At 60.7% G+C, this 17274-nt stretch carries 12 protein-coding genes; 5 read left to right on the top strand and 7 right to left on the bottom strand.

What is annotated here, in order from left to right; all coding sequences use genetic code 11:
* Nucleotides 1-80 precede the first annotated feature (80 nt).
* Entirely contained in the window at nucleotides 81-2399 is a 2319-nt protein-coding gene (locus ACFC5L_RS12560) for a TonB-dependent receptor (RefSeq protein ID WP_375202588.1), read from the bottom strand.
* A gap of 292 nt (nucleotides 2400-2691) precedes the next feature.
* Entirely contained in the window at nucleotides 2692-4278 is a 1587-nt protein-coding gene (locus ACFC5L_RS12565; protein ID WP_375202587.1) for a tetratricopeptide repeat-containing sulfotransferase family protein, read from the bottom strand.
* Nucleotides 4279-4402: 124 nt separating this feature from the next.
* Here ACFC5L_RS12565 and ACFC5L_RS12570 point away from each other — a divergent pair, with 124 nt between their 5' ends.
* Nucleotides 4403-6439 (top strand): amidohydrolase, encoded by a 2037-nt coding sequence (locus ACFC5L_RS12570; RefSeq protein WP_375202586.1) that lies wholly within the window; start codon nucleotides 4403-4405, stop codon nucleotides 6437-6439.
* On the opposite strand, the gene ACFC5L_RS12575 is transcribed toward ACFC5L_RS12570, so the two are convergent.
* Nucleotides 6421-7149 carry a GntR family transcriptional regulator gene (locus tag ACFC5L_RS12575; protein ID WP_375202585.1) on the bottom strand — a complete coding sequence of 243 codons (729 nt, stop codon included), beginning with the start codon at nucleotides 7147-7149 and terminating at the stop codon, nucleotides 6421-6423. The genes ACFC5L_RS12570 and ACFC5L_RS12575 overlap by 19 nt on opposite strands.
* 340 nt (nucleotides 7150-7489) lie before the next feature.
* Between ACFC5L_RS12575 and ACFC5L_RS12580 the strand changes: the two genes are divergently transcribed.
* Genes ACFC5L_RS12580 through ACFC5L_RS12595 form a run of 4 tightly spaced genes read left to right on the top strand, consistent with a single transcriptional unit; the run spans nucleotide 7490 to nucleotide 12877 of the window.
* Entirely contained in the window at nucleotides 7490-8839 is a 1350-nt protein-coding gene (locus tag ACFC5L_RS12580) for a glutamine synthetase family protein (RefSeq protein ID WP_375202584.1), read from the top strand.
* Nucleotides 8839-10206: an aminotransferase gene (locus ACFC5L_RS12585; RefSeq protein ID WP_375202583.1), complete on the top strand. Its 1368-nt coding sequence runs from the start codon at nucleotides 8839-8841 to the stop codon at nucleotides 10204-10206. Before ACFC5L_RS12580 ends, ACFC5L_RS12585 begins: the two co-directional genes overlap by 1 nt.
* 8 nt (nucleotides 10207-10214) lie before the next feature.
* Complete coding sequence (locus tag ACFC5L_RS12590) at nucleotides 10215-11591, top strand: glutamine synthetase family protein (RefSeq protein ID WP_375202582.1); 1377 nt, start codon at nucleotides 10215-10217, stop codon at nucleotides 11589-11591.
* Nucleotides 11591-12877 carry an NAD(P)/FAD-dependent oxidoreductase gene (locus ACFC5L_RS12595; protein ID WP_375202581.1) on the top strand — a complete coding sequence of 429 codons (1287 nt, stop codon included), beginning with the start codon at nucleotides 11591-11593 and terminating at the stop codon, nucleotides 12875-12877. The genes ACFC5L_RS12590 and ACFC5L_RS12595 overlap by 1 nt, the downstream gene beginning before the upstream one ends.
* Here ACFC5L_RS12595 and ccoS read toward each other — a convergent pair.
* The 4 genes from ccoS to ccoG are packed head-to-tail and all read right to left on the bottom strand — an operon-like array spanning nucleotide 12874 to nucleotide 17259.
* A complete protein-coding gene (gene ccoS / locus ACFC5L_RS12600; RefSeq protein WP_375202580.1) occupies nucleotides 12874-13038 on the bottom strand; it encodes a cbb3-type cytochrome oxidase assembly protein CcoS in 165 nt (54 codons plus the stop codon). The two genes, ACFC5L_RS12595 and ccoS, sit on opposite strands and share 4 nt — an antisense overlap.
* Nucleotides 13035-15275 (bottom strand): heavy metal translocating P-type ATPase, encoded by a 2241-nt coding sequence (locus ACFC5L_RS12605; protein WP_375202579.1) that lies wholly within the window; start codon nucleotides 15273-15275, stop codon nucleotides 13035-13037. The genes ccoS and ACFC5L_RS12605 overlap by 4 nt, the downstream gene beginning before the upstream one ends.
* A complete protein-coding gene (locus ACFC5L_RS12610) occupies nucleotides 15272-15769 on the bottom strand; it encodes a FixH family protein (protein ID WP_375202578.1) in 498 nt (165 codons plus the stop codon). Before ACFC5L_RS12610 ends, ACFC5L_RS12605 begins: the two co-directional genes overlap by 4 nt.
* Nucleotides 15769-17259: a cytochrome c oxidase accessory protein CcoG gene (gene ccoG / locus ACFC5L_RS12615; RefSeq protein WP_375202577.1), complete on the bottom strand. Its 1491-nt coding sequence runs from the start codon at nucleotides 17257-17259 to the stop codon at nucleotides 15769-15771. The genes ACFC5L_RS12610 and ccoG overlap by 1 nt, the downstream gene beginning before the upstream one ends.
* Between the last annotated feature and the right edge of the window lie 15 nt (nucleotides 17260-17274).

The following is a 17274-nucleotide window of genomic DNA, read 5'->3' on the forward strand; positions in this document are numbered from 1 at the left end:
GGTCGTCCAAATAATTACGCCGGCCATCGAGGATGACCGGCGCAACGATTAGTGTCGACTGTCGAACATGTTGATCAACTTCAGTCGCCGAATTCGATATTCAGAAGAACGCCGAAAGTGCGCGGACGGCTCGGCCCGAAATAATGCGCCGGGATAATGCCAGAACCATCCGCGACGCCGTCATAATAAAGCTCGTCGGTGACATTCTCCACATAACCCATAACGCTCCACCCCGCTTCAGAGGCGTAGCCAAGCCGGAGGGAAAGATCGGCGTAGCCGTCATTCACCGCCTCAGCCGTGTGGAGAAGATTGCCGTAGGTCGTCGTCTGTCCGAAAATCTCCGCCGCCGCGCGAATTTCACCGGGCCCGACCGGATAATGGAAACCGAGCCGCGCTGCGCCGGAGAATTTCGGCACATAGCCGAGCGAGGCGCCTTCACAATCGAGCGTGCCGTCACACAAAGGCGCGGCATCCGTCACGTCGGTGTCGGCATAGGCGCCGGCAAGATAAAGTTCGAGATACTCGCCGAGATCGGTCGTCGCCGACCCCTCAAAGCCCCAGCCTTTCACGTCGCCGACATTTTCAACAAGAATGCCGCCGCCTTGTCCGCCAACGGTCACCTGAAGGTCTTTATACTGATAGTAGTAAGCGTTGGCGTCGATGCGCGTCGCTCCGCCGAAAAGCGTGCCCTTGACGCCGGTTTCATAGGACCAGACTTTTTCCGGATCGAACGGGTCCGGCATGGCCTCCGCGTCGGTCAAGTTCAGACAACTGTCGTCAAAGGGGCCGCAATAGGTGATGCTGTCCGGCAGGATGGTGAAGCTGCCATAACCGCCCGATTTGAAACCGCGGGTGGCGCTGGCGAAAATCATCCAGTCGTCGCTCGGGTAATAGCGGGCGATGAAACGCGGCGTAAACGCATCCCAGCTGTCCTTGTCTTCGATAAGCCCGTCTGATGTGAAGCCAAGCGCGAAATAAGGGCCGAGCTGGCTCGCCACCGGCAGCCCCTCAATGCCGAACTTCTTGACGTCCTTGGAGTAGCGCAAGCCGACGCCGATATCGAACTGGTCGGAAAGTTTCAGCGTTGCATCCACATAGGCCGCCCAGCCGTGATAACGCCCGCGCACCCGGTTGCTTTCAACCAGCCCTTCCGGCGTCGGCGTGAAGGCATAAGCGTAATAGGCGAAATATTCCGAACAGGAATAAATCCCGTAATAGGTGAGATAGTAGTCGCACATCACCTCTTCGCTGGAGGCCTGCGTGAAGAGAACGTCGATTTCTTCGTGATAATAGGAGGCGCCCGCATACCAGGAGAGCGGACCCTCGCTGTTGGAAACGACGCGCACTTCCTGTTCGAAGTATTTGCCTTCCTGATCTTGCGCATAGTCGTTGATGCGCAGCGGCGTGCCGTCGAAATCTTCGGCGTAGGTATATTCGTGATCTTTGTAGCCGGTCAGCGATGTCAGCGTGACGGCGCCGAGATCGTAATTCAGCTCAAGGCCGAGGCTGAAGATGTCGCTGTCGTCGCCCTCGCCCAAGCCCTGATCGGAATCAATGTCCCGGCCGTCGCCGCGCAGCGTGGTGATGCCGAAAATATCCTGCAACGTCTCCCAGCTTTCACCGAGTTCCGTAGCGCGGTAGACGGAGCCGCTTTGCTTGCGGGTTTCGTATTCAGCTGTGAAAAGCCCTTCAAAGGGGCCGTCCGAATAAAGCGCCGAGAACCGGCCGGCGTATTTTTCCGGCTCGATTTGCGGGTCCGTTCCCGGCCGCGCGAGATTATCCACAAAACCGTCTTCATGACCGCCATAACCTGCGATCCTGACGGCGAAGACGTCTGACAGGGGAATGTTGACCGCGCCTTCCCCGAAAAAGCGGCTGCGTTCTGCGATGTCGAATTCGGCGTAGCCATTGACGCCGTCGAAATTGGGCTTGGCTGTATGCACGCTGATGGCGCCGCCGATGGCGTTGCGGCCAAACAGGAAGCCTTGCGGCCCGCGCAGGATTTCCGCCCGCTCCATGTCGTAAAGGCTCGTCACCACCGCGCCGTTGCGGCCCTGATAGAGACCGTTTTTGAAGAGCGCGATCGAAGGATCGCCGCCGGCGCCAAAGTCGTTCGTCAGGATGCCGCGCATGGACAGCGTGTCGATGAAGCTGTCCTGCGAATTGCCCGTCGCGCCCGGCGTGAATTTCACGAGGTCCTTCACATCGTCGAGATTGACCTCGCGGGTGAAGTCGCCGGTCACGGCGGTAATGGCCAGCGGCACGTCCTGAATGGACTCTTCGCGCTTCTGGGCCGTGACGATGATCTCATCGCCCTGGGCGTAAGCCGGAAGTGTGAGCATGGCCGCCGCCGAACAGCCGGTGAGGAGAAACCGTTTCTGGAGAGAGAGGCGTTTCATCAAAAGGCCCTTTCGCTGAGCGCCGGAGGAGAGGCGCAAAAAGGCGCTATACGCGCATAAGAATCTCTCAGATTCGTAACGCTAAAGGCAATCTCGAACAACGAGCGACCTCATTTTGCGATCTCAATGCGCACGATTTTTATGGCGGCGCGGCGAAAATACCACGCCGCGCCAGGCTATGGCCCTATTTTATGCTGGAATGTCAGCATTTTACGCCAATTTATCCGGGTGCGCCGCCCACCCCCTCCGGGCTGGCGCCAGACAACCGAAAAAGCCTTTTGTGATCACATTCTTAGCCGGCTGATTCGATTTCCACCCCGGCCGACCGCAGCGCCGCCGCCATGGGATCGAGCGCGGCCCCATAGCGCCGCCAGCGCCCCACGGAGCGGGTGTGGGGCTTTTCGCGGACCTGAACAGCGCTCGCCGTCGCCACAGCCGATTTCTGCTCATGGAAGGACAGGCACTGATCCTCCCAGGGCAGCTCAAGATGGCTGATCAGCGCCCGGGCGTGCGGCTCCAGATCGGCGACCGTCGCCTCATAGGAGATGTCGAAGAACCGGCCCGGAAAGAGCCGGCGCCAATGCTCCATGAGTTTCAGATAGCGCGCGTGATGGCGGCCCATCTCCGCCTGATCGTAGGAGTGAAAATAGGCTTCGGCAAAAAGCTGTTTGTAGCTGGCGAAACAGGAATCCATGGGGTTGCGCGTCAGATGCACGATCCTGGCGTTGGGCAACGCCGCAAGGATCAACGGAATATGAAGGTAGTTGCCGGGCAGCTTGTCCACAAACCGCGGCGCACTCCCCTGCATCACCGCCGAGGCCCGCAAATATTCCTTGCCGAGCGCGGCCGGATCGACCGCCGCCGAGGCGCGGATTGTTTCCGGCGCCCAGCGGTCAGGATTATCGCTTTTTGTCAGCCTGCGGACGGAAAGACCGAACTGCTGAAGCTCGCCGGCCGATTCCACCATGGAATGACTGGCGATAATGCGCTCAATCAGGGTTGTGCCGGTGCGCGGCTGGCCGACGACAAAGATCGGCGACGGATCGTCATGACCTGCGCGGATGCCCGCCGCCCAGCCGGCGTTGAACGTTTCCTGAAGCGCTGCGAACATCGCTTTCTCGGCGGCTTCGTTATAGTCGATGGTCGCGCGTTTCGCCTTCGCGCCAGCCTCGAAAGCGCCGAACGCCTCTTCCCACGCTTCACAGTCCTCATAGTCCTTGCCGGCGGCGTAGGCGAGAAAAGCGCGGGAGGAATTGTCCCGCGCCTTGGCCGCTTTTTCCATGAGCATGTCGGCGCGCGCCGGGCTTTCGGCTTTCTTTAAAGACGAAAACAGCCACTCCGCCTGAGCGATACTGTCATGGCGCGCAAGGAGCGCCGTAAGGGTCTTTTCCGCAGCCTCCCGCTCTCCGAGAAATATCTCGGCGCTGGCGAGATTGACCTGAAAAGCGGGCTGGTCCGGCGCGCGCTGGACGGCGCGCGAATACCATTTTTTCGCCTGCTGCTGATCGCCGAGAGCCGATGACACAACTCCGATGAGATCCGCCGAGGCTGCATCGCCCGGCTTGGCGGCGATCGCTTTTTCGAGCGCCTGTTCGGCGCGCAAAGGCTGGCCCAGCCGGATGAAAATGCGCGCCAGATTGGCCCAGCCGGCGCCGTGACCAGGGGCGAGCTTCACCACCGACCCAAAAGCGCTGGCCGCCGTCTTCAGATCGTTCATGTCGAGCGCCGTCAGCCCGACAAGAAAGTGGATTTCCGGATGGGCGCGGTCGATCATCATCGCCGCCTTGCAACACTCGGCGGCCTTCGCAGCGTCGCCTTTATTCAAGGCGTCGAAGCCGTCGCGCAGAAGCCCTGCAATCCGCTGCTTATTGTCGCTCATCCCTGCATCCTGCTGGGGCGCCCTCTTGTGGAGGAACGCGGCCCGTGATCATCATGGCCCATGATGGAAGATTTCGCCGGGCGATGAAAGAGACGCCGCCGGCGCGGAAAAAATGAGAGAGTTCATGAAAATCAAGACGCTCAGCCTCGCCGCTTTAACGATGCTAACCCTCGCCGCATGTGATTCAAAAGATAAAGCGGCGCCGACGCAAAGCGCCGACACTGTCTTAGTGGCCGATACCATCTTCATGAATGGCCGTATTTATACGGCGAACGATGACCGCGCTTTTGCGGAAGCCTTTGCCATTCGCGGTGACGAGCTTGTCGCCATCGGCGCGAATAGCGACCTTGAGGCGTTCAAAAGCGCTGACACGGAAATCATCGATCTTGAAGGCCGTCTCGTCCTTCCCGGCCTCCATGACGCGCATATTCATCCGATCAGCGCCATGCCGGTTCCCGTCTGCAGCCTTGAAAACGCGCCTGTAACTCTGGCGGAAATCGCCGCTTACGCCAGCGACTGCACGTCCGATCCAAGCATGGTCGAAGGCGAATGGCGGGTCGTGCTGGCCTGGAACTTCGCCGCCGGCAACCAGCCTGGTGAAGAGTATCAAACAATCCGGGAGGCGCTCGACGCCGTTTCAACGGAGGAGCCCGTCATTTTGCGCGGCAGCGACGGGCATCATTACGGCGTCAATTCCGTCGCTCTCGCGCGCGCCAAAAACGCCGATGGCGAAACCGTCGGCTTCACGAAGGAAACGCTGGCGACCGACTTCGCAGAGCTTGCGGCCTATATCGGCGTTGACGAGACCGGCGAACCCAATGGCCGCCTTACCGAGGATTATGCGCTGACGGCCATCGGCGCAGGCAGTCTTCTCGATTCGGGGATTGCGAAATCCCGCGAAGCGCCGGAACTGTTGATGGAAGTCACCTTGCCTAAAGGCATCACCTCTTTTCTCGACGCCGCCGCCAATCCGGCAACGCTCGACATTTACGACGCCTTGCGCGCGAAAGACGGTTTCCATGCGCGGGCCCATCTCGCGCTTTATTTCGATCCGAGCGAGTATGCCGACGAAACCGGCACGGTCGATTACGCAACGCTGATCGGCAAGGCGGAGGCGATCCGGGAGAAATATGCGGACGATCCCCTGATTGAAGCTGACTTTTTAAAACTGTTTGCTGACGGCGTTCTGGAAGGCGACCCCCTCTCCGACCCGCCAATGCTCCCCAACGCCGCTTTTTCCCGGAGTTATTTGCAGCCTATCTATGAGTGGGACGATGAAGCCCAATGGGTGCGCGTCGCCGGTTATGTGGATACCTCAAGCGCGCTTTGCGCGGAAACGCGTGCGGCGATCGCCGCCGGGAACACGCCGGAAGCCATCGTCTTCAAGGCGGCCAACGGGTTTCATCCGCTGCAATGTCTCGAAGGCAACGGCGTTCTTCAGCATCCTGAAGATATGATCATGGATTATGTGCGCGAAGGCGATAAGGCCGGCTTCACCTGGCACATCCACGCTATCGGCGACCGCGCCATTCAACACTCACTGGACGCGATCGAGGCGGCGCGTGAAGCCAATGGCGGCGCCAACAAACATATCCTCACCCACTTGCAGCTTGTGCGGCCCGAAGACTTCGACCGCTTCGCCGCCAATGACGTCTATGCGTCCTTCACCTTCGCCTGGGCGTCACGCGACACACAATATGACGCAACCGTCATCCCCTTTATTGATCGCGCCGACGGGCCGAACGGCATGTACGACCCTGACGGCTATTATTTCCGCAATGTTTACCCGGCCGCGTCCTTACGCGACGCCGGCGCCGTCATCATCGCCGGATCCGATGCGCCGGTGGACACAAAAGACCCCCGCCCCTTCATCAATATCGAAGGCGCCGTTTCCCGTTCCATTTTCAGTCTGGCGCCGCTCAATGAAGATCAGGCGATCTCCATCTATGAGGCCGTTGACGCCTATACGATCAACGCCGCAAAAGCGCTGAAACAGGCCGATGTCGCAGGGTCGCTGGAGCCTGGCAAAAAAGCGGATTTCATTATTCTCGATCAGGACATCTTTGATCTCGCGGAGAACGGAAACGCCGCCGATATCAGCGAAACGAAAGTGCTGGAAACCTGGTTCGCCGGAAAGAAAGTCTATACGTCCGGTGAATAACCGCGAACGATGTTGCTCATGCCCTGCATGATGTCTTCACGCACCGCGACTTCGAGTTTCGCCGCATCGCCGGCGCGCAAGGCGGCGACGATTTCCTTGTGTTTGTCGTCGTCAAGCGAGGATGTGCCAAGCCGGCCGATGACAACGCGCATGAACGGGCCGGTCTGAAGCCAGAGACTTTCCACCAGCCCGAGATAAACCGGCGCCTCGGCCGCTTCATAAAGCGTGAAGTGAAATTCGCTGTTGTATTTCGCATAATCGGCGCTGTCGCCGCGCCCAATCGCCTGATCGAGCGCCTCGTCGATGTCCGTAAGTTTCGCAGCCAACGCCTCACGCGCAGCGGGCGGCGCATTCACGGCGCGGCCCGCAAGCGAAGGCTCCAGCGCCAGGCGCGCATCGCAAAGCTCGTCTAACTTTACCTTGGTCATCCGTGCGACGGCCACGCGTCTTGTCGGCGTAATCTCCAGCGCCCCTTGCGCGGCGAGCTGGCGGATCGCCTCGCGCGCCGGCATGGCGCTCACCCCGAACTCGGCGGCGAGCCCGCGCACGGACAGCGCGCGGCCCGGTTCAAGCTGGCCCGAAATGATCGCCCGCCGAAGACGCTGATAAACTTCCTCATGCACCGCCGCCGGACGGGAGGCGCTATTGTCCTGTGAAGATTTATCCGGGGCCGCAAACGCCGTCATGATCATCGCCTTTGTTAAAGCCATGCCCGCTTCCCCGTCAGCGTGACCGCGCATGTTGGGTGGGGACCTTACGGTCTTTCCGGGCAAAATAAAGTCCGCCCCGGCGCGTCTGCCGTCCCGCTCGCCGAATGGCCCCCGAATGGGCCTTGCGCGGCGTTGCGGCCGGGATTAAACGTGATCACATTCTGACGGCTTGCGCCGGGTTCGCCCTTTGTTAGGCTTCAAAAGGCGAGAATGGAGCCCGTCCCGGCGGCGGGCGCCGTCGGGAACGCCTTCCCGGGTGCAAAGCCCCGGAACAACGAAATGAGTATCAACGGGCGTATCTGCGCAGCCAGTCCGGCGGCGCGGCCGCTCAAGGTGATTTATGGATTTAAGCGATCTGAAGGAATGGATGCGCGAGCGCCGCATCGGCGATGTGTCGTGCCTGACGCCGGATATGAGCGGCGCCGCACGCGGCAAGAACATGACCCCCGGTCTGTTTCTGTCGAGTCTGGAAAACAAGAGCCTCCGCATTCCGGAGGCGACCTACACCATCTCGGTTCACGGCGAGATGAGCTATAATCAACATGTCGCCGGCACCGAGCGCGATCTCGTGCTCGCGCCCGACCTTTCAACGATCCACCTTGCGCCATGGAACACGGACGCAACGGCGGCGGTGATCTGCGACGCCTTCACCGATCAGGGCGCGCCATTCAACCTCGCCCCGCGCCAGGTGCTGCGCAATGTGGTCGATCTTTACCGCCAGAAAGGATGGACGCCGATTGTCGGGCCGGAGGTTGAGTTTTATCTCATCGCCCGTTTCACCGATGTGGTGCTGGAGCCGCGCGCGCCCGACGGCGCGTCAGGGCTTCGCGAATTCGGACAGCATGTCTATTCACTCGATGCCATCGATGAATTCGACCAGATGTTCGAAGAGATCTACCAGTTCTGCGATATTCAGCATATCGATCTGGAAACGCTCATCCATGAAGACGGCCCCTGTCAGTTCGAAGTGAATATCCGCCATGGCGAAGCGATGAAAGTCGCCGATCAGCTCTTTCTCTTTAAACGGCTCGCCCGGCATGTGGCGAAACGGCACGGCATGTTCGTCACCTTCATGGCGAAGCCTTACGCCGATGAGAGCGGTTCCTCGATCCACCTTCATCAAAGCGTTGTCGACGCCAAGACCGGCAAGAACATATTCGCCGACGCCAATGCCGAAGACACGGACAAGTTCCGCCACTATATCGGCGGCCTTCAGGCGCATCTGCCGGCGGCGATGCCGCTCTTTGCGCCCTACACCAATTCCTATAACCGTTTCGAAGCGTTCATGAGCGCGCCAACAAACACCCATTGGGGCCGCGAAAACCGCACGGTCGGCTTGCGCGTTCCCTCAAGCGGTCCCGGCGCGCGCCGCGTCGAAAACCGCATTTCCGGCGCCGACATCAATCCCTATCTCGCCATCGCGGCCTCGCTCGTCTGCGGCTATATCGGCATGGTCGACAAGACTGAGCCGCGTGCGGAATATGTGGGCCAGGGCTATGAGGACCGCGAACGCCCCCTGCCCGCGACGCTGACCGAAAGCGTCGAAACATTCGCAAATTCAGAGGTCCTGAAAAACTATCTGGGCGAAGGTTTCGTCGACACCTACACCGCGATCAAGCGTTCCGAATATGAACACCGCTCAAGCGTCCTGAGCCCGTGGGATGTGCGCTACCTTATGGTCAATGTGTAATGATGAAATCGAATCTCGATATCAAGGCTCTCGACAACGCCCATCACCTGCACCCGTTCACGACCCATCATGAGCTGCGTGAAAAGGGTCCGCGCGTGATCACCCATGCCGACGGCGTCTATATTTACGACGCAGACGGCAAGCGCATTCTCGACGGCATGGCCGGGCTGTGGTGCGTTCAGCTCGGCTATGGCCGGCAGGAACTGGTCGACGTCGCCACTGAGGCGATGAAAACGCTGAGTTACTACAATCTCTTTTTCCAGACCACGACGCCTTACGCCGCGAAACTGGCCGACCTCATTTCACAGAAAACGCCGGAAGGTCTCGACCAGATCACCTTCGCCTGTTCCGGCTCCGAAGCCGTCGACAGCGCCATCAAGCTGATCTGGTATTACTGGAACCTCGAAGGCAAACCCGAAAAGAAAGCCATCATCGCGCGCGAACGCGCCTATCACGGCTCCACCGCGGCGGCGGCGAGCCTTTCCGGGCTTCCCTTCATGCAAGGCATATTCGATCTGCCTTTGCCGCGCTTTCATCATATCGCGCCGACGCCCCATTATTATGAATACGGCGAACCCGGCGAAAGCGAGCGCGATTTCGCCATGCGCTGCGCGAAAGCGCTTGAGGATAAAATCCTTGAGCTGGGCCCTGACAATGTCGCGGCCTTCGCCGGGGAGCCGGTAATGGGCGCCGGCGGACTGATGCTTCCGCCTGAAGGGTATTGGCAGGAAATCGAACGCATCTGCCGCAAATATGATGTCCTTCTGTGGTCGGACGAAGTGATCTGCGGTTTCGGCCGCACCGGGGAATGGTTCGGCTGCCAGACCTATGGGTTCACGCCTGACATCATGACCATGGCGAAGGGCGTCACCAGCGGCTATCAGCCGCTTTCGGCCGTCGCGCTCAACAAGCGCATGGCGGAGCCGATCATCAACGCCGATTCCGAAATGGCCCATGGCTTCACCTATTCCGGACACCCGGTCGCCGCCGCCGTCGCCATCCGAAATATCGAGCTGATCGACGAGATGGGGCTTGTCGGCCCGCGCGGCGAAAAAACCGCGCGTTATTTTCAGGAGAAACTAGCGACCCTCGACGATCATCCGCTGGTGGGACAGACGCGCGGCGTCGGCCTTCTCGGCGCGCTCGAGCTTGTCAAAAATAAGGACACGAAGGAGCGGTTTTCGCCCGGCGGACATGCCGGCGTCGTTTGTCGCGGTCATTGTTTTGAAACCGGCGTCGTCATGCGCGCCGTTGGCGACACTATGTTCCTGTGCCCGCCCCTCGTCATCACCGACGCCGAAATCGACGAACTGTTTGACCTCGTGCGCACAGCGCTTGATAAAACAGCGAAAGAACTCAGCGTCTGACAGGCATCATGGCGGGACCGGATCAACAACTGAAAGCGCAGGCGAAAACATTTCTGGAGGAGCATCCGGACATCAAATTCGTCGACGCGTTTCTCGCCGATCTCAATGGCGTGCTTCGCGGCAAACGCCTGCCCGCCAGCCAGGCCCTCAAGATTTTCAAAAGCGGCCTGCGCCTTCCCCGCTCGCTGATCGGCGTCGATGTGTGGGGCTATGACGTCATGGAAAACGGGCTGGTGCTGGAAACCGGCGATGTGGACGGTTTATGTTTTCCCACCAGCACCGGCCTCCTGCCCTGTTCGTGGACCGACGGCGAAGCCGCACAGATCATGCTGATGATGGGCGATGAGGATGGCGGGCCCTTCGCCGCCGACCCGCGCCAGTTGCTGATCGACATGAAAGCGCGTCTCGCCGCCAGCGGCCTTCACCCCGTGGCGGCGATGGAGCTTGAATTCTATCTTCTTTCCATAAACACCGACGAACTTGGCCGCCCCCTGACGCCGGCGCGCAACGCCACAAAGCGGCGCATTGGCGATGCACGCATGTACGCCATGAGCGAGCTCGATAATTTCGGCGGCTTTTTCAGCGATCTTTACGCGGCCTGCGAGGCGCAGGGCCTTCCCCTCGGCGCCGCGATAGTCGAAGGCGGCGCCGGGCAGTTCGAAGTGAATCTCATGCACCAGGCCGATATTGTCGCCGCCGCCGATCAGGCGGTGTTGTTCCGGCGCACGGTCAAGGGCGTCGCCGACAAGCATGGCCTGATCGCGAGTTTCATGGCCAAACCCTTTGGCGACCTCGCCGGCAACGGCCTCCATGTTCACATGAGCATGCTCAATGACAAGGGCGAGAATGTTTTCGCCGGAAATGACGACGCCGGTTCGGACGTGCTGCGCCAGGCGGTCGCAGGCCTTCTCGCCGCTGCGCCGGAAGCGATGATCTTTTTCGCGCCGCATTTAAATTCCTATCGCCGGTTTCAGGATGCGAGCCACGCGCCAACCTCCCTCACCTGGGGATATGAGAACCGCACGGCGGCCATCCGCATTCCCAATGACGCGCCCCAAAACCGCCGCTTTGAATTCCGCATCGCCGGCGCTGACGCAAACCCCTATCTCCTGATGGCGTCTCTGCTCGGCGGCGTCTATCATGGCGTTGAAAACAAGCTGACGCCGCCGCCGGCGACGGAGGGCAACGCCTATGAAGCGGACGCGCTGAAAGTCCCGACGGCGTGGGGCGATGCGACCGATGCTTTCGCGGAGGGAAAAATTCTGGCGCCGCTCTTTGGCGAGCTGTTCGCCCGCGTCTATACGGCGCTAAAGCGTCAGGAGATGCAAAAAGCGAATGAGCGCGTCACCGATTTCGAATATGATTCCTATCTTCAGGCGTTCTGATGCAAGCAAGACAAGCTCATACCCCGTCCTATTACGCCGCGAGCGCCCATGCCGCGCCGGAACGCCCGGCGTTAAACGACCATCTTGAAGCGGATGTCGCGATTGTCGGCGGCGGCTTTACAGGCGTCGCCTCCGCCCTGTCGCTCGCCGAGCGCGGATATTCCGTTGTCCTGCTCGAGGCGAACCGCATCGGCTGGGGAGCGTCTGGCCGTAATGGCGGGCAAGTGCTCGCCGGCTGGTCCGGCGAAAGCGAGCTCGTCAAACAACTCGGCCCGAAGGCGGAGGAATTTTTATGGAAGACGCGCTATCTCGGCAATGAGATCGTCGAGGCGCGCCTTCAGAAATACGACATCAAATGCGACTACACCCATGGCGCGGCGACGGTGGCGTTCAACGCCAAACAGATGAAAGCACTGGAAGAAGAATACGCCAACTGCGTCGAGCATGGCGCCGGCGACGTTCTGGAGCTTGTGGACGGGCCGCATCTCAGGCGCCACGCCGCCACCGACGCCTATATTGGCGGACTGATTGACCGCCGCGGCGCCCATTGCCATCCGCTCAACCTCCTTTTGGGGGAAGCCGCTGCGGCGGAGAAAAACGGCGTCAAAATTTTCGAGGGAACGCAGGTCACAACTATCGATCATGGCCCCTCGCCTGCCGTGCAAACGGAAAATGGAAGCGTAAGAGCAAAGCATGTGATCCTCGCGGGCAACGCCTATCACCTGCTCGAAAAAGACAAACTGCGCGGGCTGATGCTGCCGGCGAAAACCTATGTCATTGCAACAGCGCCGCTTGGCGATGAACTCGCTCATGAATTGCTGCCGGACAATCTCGCGATCTGCGATTCCAACTGGGTGCTCGACTATTTCCGCCTCACCGGCGACAAGCGCCTGCTTTTCGGCGGACGGTGCACCTATTCCAATCGCGACATCGAAGACATTGAGGGCGAACTGGCGCCGCGTATGCGCAAGATTTTCCCGCAGCTTCAAAACACCAAAGTCGACTTCGGCTGGGGCGGCGTCATCGGCATTCCGTTAAACCGCGTGCCGCTGATCGGAAAAGTCAGCGACAATGTCTTCTACGCCCAGGGCTATGCCGGGCACGGCGTCAATTGCAGCCACATTGTCGGGGAGATGTTCGCCGACGCCATTCGCGGCAAGGAAACCGGCGTCGATCTCTTTGACGCCGCGCGCCATTTCCGCATTCCCGCCGCTGATGCGATTGGCGGCCCCATGCTGGCGCTCGGCATGACCTGGTACCGCATGCGCGACGCGCTCGGCGTCTAGTTTATTTCGCTGTCGTCTTCCAGATCGTCATCGAGGAGAATGCGCTCGGCCGCGCCGTCGAGATCCTCATACTGCCCGGACTTCACGGACCAGAAAAATGCGAGGAGCGCGCCTCCGCCCATCAAAAGCGCAATGGGAATGAGATAGAGAAGCGCACTCATGTCTGCCGCCGTTTCGTTTTCATGCGCAGGGCGTTGAGTGTCACAATGACGGATGAGCCTGACATGGCGAGGGCCGCAATCAACGGCGTGACAAATCCGAAAACCGCAAGCGGAATGGCGCAGGCGTTGTAAAGCGCCGCAAAACCGAAATTCTCAAGCACGCGGCGGCGCGCCTGCTTGGCGACATCAAACGCCGTCAGCACCGGCGCGAGGCTGTCACCCTGAAACACGAAATCCGCCGCCGCCTGGCTCGCGTCCGCCGCCGTGCCCGGCGACAAGGAGGCGTGCGCCGCCGCAAGCGCCGGGGCGTCGTTCAGGCCGTCGCCCACCATGGCGGTTTTGACGTCTTTGTCGCTGAGTTCTTTCAGGCGTCCGATTTTATCTGCGGGAGTCATTTCCGAACGCCAGGCGGCAAGGCCCGCCGCCTCGGCGATGCGCGCGGCCGGCGCCATACGGTCGCCGGTCAGCATTTCAGAAGCGACGCCCCTGTGATCGAGCGCCGCAATGGTGTCCGCCGCGTCACCGCGCAATGAGTCTTCGAACAGGAACCGCACTGACGCGCGATCGCCAAGCTTGAACCACGCCTCGCTGACAGCGTTGTCGCCATCGCTTGTCGCGCCAACCCAGTCGGCGCGGCCAAAGCGCGCTTTTTCGCCATTGATGACGCCCTCGACGCCATAGCCGGGCGCATCGTGAACCTCGTCCGCAAGCTTGCCCGCCCCCGCCGCCATCACAACGGCGCGCGCCAGCGGGTGACGGCTGGCGCGCGCGAGTGAGGCGGCTTGCATCAAAGTCTCGTCTGAAATTTCGTTACGGTTCGAAAGGCGCATGCGGCCGAGCGTCAAGGTGCCGGTCTTGTCGAAGACGAAGGCGTCGACTTCCGCCAGCCGCTCCAGCGCGTCGCCGGATTTAACAAGCACGCCTTCCTTGAACAACCGTCCCGTCGCGACGACCTGCACCGCGGGCGCGGCAAGCCCAAGCGCACATGGGCAAGTGATGATCAACACGGCGATGGCGTTCATGGCGGCGACGCGCAAACTGGCGTCGCCGATGACCAGCCAGCCCACAAAAGTCGCGAGCGCCAGCGTGTGCACCACCGGCACGTAAAGCGCCGCCGCACGGTCGGCGAGACGCACATATTTGCTCTTGCCCTGCTCCCCCGCCTCGATGAGACGCGTCAGATCGGCGATGAGCGAGTCTTCGGCCCGCGCCGTTGCGCGCATGACAAGGCGCGATGACATGTTGAGAACGCCGGAATAAAGCGTGTCGCCCGCTTTCATATGCGCTGGTGCGCTTTCGCCCGTAACGAGGGAGACATCGACTTCCGAGGCGCCGTCCTCAACGACGCCGTTCACCGGCGCGCGGTCGCCCGGCGACAGCAGGATGCGATCTTCAGGGTTGATGTCACGCGCGGAGACAGCTTCGAGCGTGCCGTCGGCTTTGAACCGGCTTGCGGTCGTCGCCTGCAAGGCGAGCAGACTTTGCGCCGCTTCGCGTGCGCGGGCGCGCAGACGATGATCGAGAAAACGCCCGATCAGCAGGAAGAAGAGCAGCATCACCGCCGCATCGAAATAGGCTTCCGTCCCGTGATTGAGCGTTTCGTAGATTGAGATGCCGAGCGACAAGAGAACGGCCAGTGAAATCGGCACGTCCATATTCGCGCTTCCCTTTCGAAGCGCGCTCCAGGCGGACCGGAAAAACGGCCGGCCTGCATACATGGCCGCCGGGATCGCGATCATGCCGGAAATCCAGTGCATCATCATCCGCGTCGCCGGCCCCATCTCGCCGCCCGCGCCCGCCCAGACAGCGACCGACAACAACATGATGTTGGCCATGGCGAAACCGGCCACTGCCAGACAGCGCAGCAGGAATTTTCCTTCCGCATCGTTTTCCTGCGCCGCGACATGCGGATCGAACGGCGCAGCGCGATAGCCTAGATCGGAAATCTTTTCGGTAATGTCGCGGGGACGGATCGCCTCCCCGCGCCATGAAACGGCGAGCTTGCCGGTCGACAAATTCAACCGTGCGTTCTCAACCCCGGGCAGCGCATTCAAGCCGCCTTCGATTTTCGAAATGCAGCCGCCGCATTTGGCGCCATAGACGGACAGCTCCAGCGCCTTCGCGCCGTCCTTTGTGCGGCGCACGAAAGGCGCCGGGTCAATCACCCCGGCGTCAGCGGCCGGTTCAAGGCCGCTGGGACAGCCGGGCGCCTGCTCCAGGGTTTCAGTTGCGCTCATGGCGCGATAATCCTCGCTTCCGCGTCAAGGGTCTCGCCAAGGTTATTCTCCGCGCGCAGGACCATGTCCCATGCGCCCGGACCGAAAGCGGCGACCTCCGCCACATATAGTCCCTCACCTAGCGGATTAAAGGCAAGGGCCTGATCCTCGGTGCTGTGGGCCGGGCGTTTGAGAACGCCAGTCAGGACGAGGCTTGTCAGCGCTGTGCCGTCCTTGACCATGCGGATCACGATGCGGCCGGTGTCGCCGTCGCGGGCGACTTCAGCCACTTCCGCCGCCCAGCCGAGCTGGCTCTGCGCAGCGCGCTCAGCCAGCGTGTCGTTATAATGGAGCCCCTGAAAATAGGATTTTTCCTCCGACACGCCCGGAAAAGTGTTCACCGCCGCGCGAATGAAAATCACATTGGCGACAAGCATGACCCCGAAAAAGGCGATCACCATGATGAGGACATGCCGTCCGGTGAGCTTGCCTTTTTCATTGCCGGCTTTGGACATTACTCCCTCCCCGCCATGAAGACGGTGGGGTTGAGCACTTCCTCACCCGTGTCGGGATCGAGAACCCGCACAATGACCGGCACAGACGCGCCTTTGGCCGCGCCCGGCGGCATCGTCGCGAAGATGCGCACAGACCGGACTGTATCGCCCGGGGCATCGAGCGTGACGGTCGCGCCTTCAGCCTCTTCACCGACAGCGCCGACGGTCATGCCGTCAGGCCCCTCGACCGTGATCTTGAGATCGCGCGTATAATTTTCGCGATTGACGATCTTCACCGTATAGGCGTTGCGGATAGAGCCGTCGGACATCAGGATGAAGGGCGGCGCGCGGTCACGCAGCACATTGACCACCATGGTCGCCTGCGTCGACAGGCCGTAAATCATCAAGGCGCAGACAAAAGCCAGCACGGAACCATAAAGAATGGTGCGCGGACGAAACAGCTTAACGGTGGGCGTTTCACCCTTCTGGCGGCGGACAATATTGGCGTCGGTGTCATAGGCGATCAGCCCTGTCGGGCGGCCGACCTTTTTCATGATGTCATCGCAGGCGTCGATACAGAGCGCGCAGTTGATGCATTCAAGTTGCGCCCCTTCGCGAATGTCGATGCCCATGGGACAGGAAATGACGCAGGCGCGGCAGGAAACACAATCACCGCGCCCCTCCCAGGTGTCGCCCTTCTTGTGCGGCCCGCGCGGTTCACCGCGATCAACCTTATAGGTGACCTCCAGCGTCTCCTCATCTGTGAGCGCGGCCTGAATGCGCGGCCATGGACACATATAGGTGCAGACCTGCTCGCGCATGGAGCCGGCGAACAGATAGGTCGTCAGCGTCAAAAGCGCGAAGAAGAAATAGGAGGTGAACGGCGCGTCGCCGCTGAAAAAGTCACGGGCGAGACTCGGCGCATCATGAAAGTAAAGAATCCAGGCGCCGCCGGTCGCCATGCCGATCAGAATCCAGATCGCATGTTTTGTCACACGCTTGCGGATCTTGTCGGCCGTCCATTTCGCCTTGGCGAGTTTCATGCGCGCATTGCGGTCGCCTTCGATCTTGCGCTCAACCCAGACATAAAGATCGGTCCACACGGTCTGCGGACAGGAATAGCCGCACCAGACGCGCCCGAAGAGCGCTGTCGCCAGGAACAAGGACAGAGCAGCGATAATGAGAACGCCGGTGAGAAAGTAGAGCTGGTCCGGCCAGATCTCGATGAAAAAGAAATAAAAGCGGCGTCCCGCAAAATCGACCAGCACCGCCTGATCGGGTTCGCCCGGCCCGCGCGGCCAGCGGATCCACGGCACGAAATAATAGACGCCGAGCGTCAGCGCCATGATGATCCATTTTAGGTTGCGATACGTGCCTTTGACGCGCTTCGGATAGATCGGCTCGCGGGCTTTATAGAGTGTGCGCGTCCCGGCGGCGTTGACCGCCTCGACATTATGGCGCACGACGCCGCCGCTGAGATCAGACGACGGCGCCGGTTCGTTTACTGACATTTTTCTGCCTTCGGG

It is taken from the genome of Hyphococcus sp. (assembly GCF_041986965.1).
In the GTDB taxonomy this organism is placed as follows: Bacteria; Pseudomonadota; Alphaproteobacteria; order Caulobacterales; family Parvularculaceae; genus Hyphococcus.

Bases quoted from the DNA above. Each gene is read 5' to 3' on its own strand.
- ACFC5L_RS12560 (WP_375202588.1), bottom strand. From the start codon at position 2,399: ATGAAACGCCTCTCTCTCCAGAAACGGTTTCTCCTCACCGGCTGTTCG.
- ACFC5L_RS12565 (WP_375202587.1), bottom strand. From the start codon at position 4,278: ATGAGCGACAATAAGCAGCGGATTGCAGGGCTTCTGCGCGACGGCTTC.
- ACFC5L_RS12570 (WP_375202586.1), top strand. From the start codon at position 4,403: ATGAAAATCAAGACGCTCAGCCTCGCCGCTTTAACGATGCTAACCCTC.
- ACFC5L_RS12575 (WP_375202585.1), bottom strand. From the start codon at position 7,149: ATGGCTTTAACAAAGGCGATGATCATGACGGCGTTTGCGGCCCCGGAT.
- ACFC5L_RS12580 (WP_375202584.1), top strand. From the start codon at position 7,490: ATGGATTTAAGCGATCTGAAGGAATGGATGCGCGAGCGCCGCATCGGC.
- ACFC5L_RS12585 (WP_375202583.1), top strand. From the start codon at position 8,839: ATGATGAAATCGAATCTCGATATCAAGGCTCTCGACAACGCCCATCAC.
- ACFC5L_RS12590 (WP_375202582.1), top strand. From the start codon at position 10,215: ATGGCGGGACCGGATCAACAACTGAAAGCGCAGGCGAAAACATTTCTG.
- ACFC5L_RS12595 (WP_375202581.1), top strand. From the start codon at position 11,591: ATGCAAGCAAGACAAGCTCATACCCCGTCCTATTACGCCGCGAGCGCC.
- ccoS (WP_375202580.1), bottom strand. From the start codon at position 13,038: ATGAGTGCGCTTCTCTATCTCATTCCCATTGCGCTTTTGATGGGCGGA.
- ACFC5L_RS12605 (WP_375202579.1), bottom strand. From the start codon at position 15,275: ATGAGCGCAACTGAAACCCTGGAGCAGGCGCCCGGCTGTCCCAGCGGC.
- ACFC5L_RS12610 (WP_375202578.1), bottom strand. From the start codon at position 15,769: ATGTCCAAAGCCGGCAATGAAAAAGGCAAGCTCACCGGACGGCATGTC.
- ccoG (WP_375202577.1), bottom strand. From the start codon at position 17,259: ATGTCAGTAAACGAACCGGCGCCGTCGTCTGATCTCAGCGGCGGCGTC.